The organism is Trichococcus sp. (assembly GCF_049684335.1).
Taxonomy (GTDB): domain Bacteria; phylum Bacillota; class Bacilli; order Lactobacillales; family Aerococcaceae; genus Trichococcus.
In genome coordinates this window covers 1-2020 of sequence record NZ_JBAVFV010000006.1, presented here as the reverse complement: position 1 = coordinate 2020, position 2020 = coordinate 1, and the positions used below count along the sequence as shown (strand labels likewise).

General features: G+C 43.4%; 3 protein-coding genes. All 3 read left to right on the top strand.

Annotated features, from left to right (window positions below; translation table 11 throughout):
* On the top strand, positions 1-140 hold a 140-nt coding region (locus WBM30_RS01130), incomplete at its 5' end, for a cold-shock protein (RefSeq protein WP_424898974.1).
* 250 nt (positions 141-390) lie between these two features.
* On the top strand, positions 391-1605 hold the full coding sequence (locus WBM30_RS01125; RefSeq protein ID WP_424898973.1) for an MFS transporter: 1215 nt from the start codon (positions 391-393) through the stop codon (positions 1603-1605).
* Positions 1606-1842: 237 nt separating this feature from the next.
* Positions 1843-2020, top strand: a 178-nt coding sequence (locus WBM30_RS01120; protein ID WP_272162241.1) for a cold-shock protein, incomplete at its 3' end; no start/stop codon positions are given.

Sequence of the window (2020 nt, the reverse complement as noted above, 5' to 3'; positions counted from 1 at the left end):
AAAACGGAGACGATGTATTCGTACATTTCTCAGCTATCCAATCTGAAGGTTTCAAATCTTTAGAAGAAGGACAAGCAGTAACTTTCAGCGTCGAAGAAGGTAACCGTGGACCTCAAGCAACAAACGTTACTAAAGCTTAATTCAAATTAAACTTATAGGAACCTGATCTTCGGATCGGGTTCTTTTTTTCGTTCAATGGAAGTCCGCAATAAATGTCCCATGGCATGTTGTTTCCCTCCAATGCTGAAGACAGCCATTCGTGTCCACATTGTGAACAGGGCGTTGGTCCTAATCCGCCGCTGGTTAATTGTGATATGATGGCATTAAGTGCTTATTGGAAACATGATTAGCTGCGAATAAAAAACTGTAATTAAGGAGAGTGTGCAAGGATTGGTAAAAGAAACATTTTATTCTAAATTGGACAAACAAGAAAGGTATATCTTGCTTTGTTGTTTCTTTGTGTTTGCGGTGAATGGGCTATATGCGATGATTTTGGGATCATTCTTGCCGCTGATAAGCGATGAGTATGGTTTGAGTGACACCATGAGTGGTACTTTGCTCTCAGCTCATTCTTTGGGAAATCTCGCTGCAGGCTTCTTAGCCGGGATTATTCCTGTCTACCTGGACAGAAAAAAGGCAATCATCTTTCTGTGCAGTTTCGTCGTGGTGGGTTTTTCCATCATGATGATCAGCGGGAATCCTGTCTTGTTGATATTGGCATTCCTTTTCACCGGCATCAGTCGGGGTAGCATATCCAATTTCAACAATAGCGTAGTGAATGAAGTATCGGACAGCAGTCCCGCTGCCTTGAGCTTTCTTCACAGCATCTTTGCGGTTGGGGCATTGAGTGCACCGTTTCTGGTCATTATATCTTCCCGGTTATTTGGGGAGACGGGTTGGAAAGTCGCTGCTGGAGTGATCGTTGCGCTGGCTCTTCTGTCTATGATTCTTTTTTCGAAGATGAAGATTGACGATAAAACGGTTAAAAATGCGAAAGTAACCTCCTATGCCTTCCTTAAATTGAAAAGCTTTTGGACAGGTGCTGGCATACTTTTCTTTTATCTGGCCGCAGAGGCGTGCATCAATGGATGGATGGTCAAATATTTTGTGGATTCAAATCTGATGACGACAGAATACGCCCAAGTCCTTGCTTCGCTCCTCTGGGTGGCGATGTTGGCCGGCAGACTTCTATGTGCCTATTATGGTGATTTCTTCAAGAAGGGGACGCTGTTGTTGCTTACCTGCTCAGGCACAGCAATTTTCTATTTGTTGCTACTGTCCACAACCAATGTCCGTCTGATTACCTTTGCGATTTTTGGTGTAGGTTTTTCGATGGCCGGCATCTATCCGACGATAATCGCTGCAGTCGGGAAAACCGTCCGGACTTATCCAATGGCTCTTGGCACTTTGTTGGTCATCGGAGGCCTGGGCGCTATCATTATGCCGATGGTTACAGGGGCACTTTCGGATGCATTCGGCATTTTAGCCGGCATGAGTGCCGTCATCGTAGCCATTGTGTTCTTGCTGGGATTTGCGGGGCACTACATCCTTGAAGAGAAAAAGTCGGGAAAGAGAGCAGCAGAAGGTATGGAAAATTCGATTTGACCGAAACAGCGGTAAAATGCGCAAATAAAAACACGTAAGCCGTTGGTTTTCTTTCCTTCAGGTAGTGGTATTTAAATATTATTTGCCATTTCGATTTGCATTATTGAGTTAAGCATGATACAATGAATTTAACATTTTGTTGGGTTAGAGAAAAGAATTGCATTACGAAAATTCCGATCCGTAGCGTTAGCAACAATGTATGATATATGTGCAATAGCACGAGGAGGATTTTCAATTATGGAACAAGGTACAGTAAAATGGTTTAACGCAGACAAAGGTTTTGGCTTCATCGAACGCGAAAACGGAGACGATGTATTCGTACATTTCTCAGCTATCCAATCTGAAGGTTTCAAATCTTTAGAAGAAGGACAAGCAGTAACTTTCAGCGTCGAAGAAGGTAACCGTGGACCTCAAG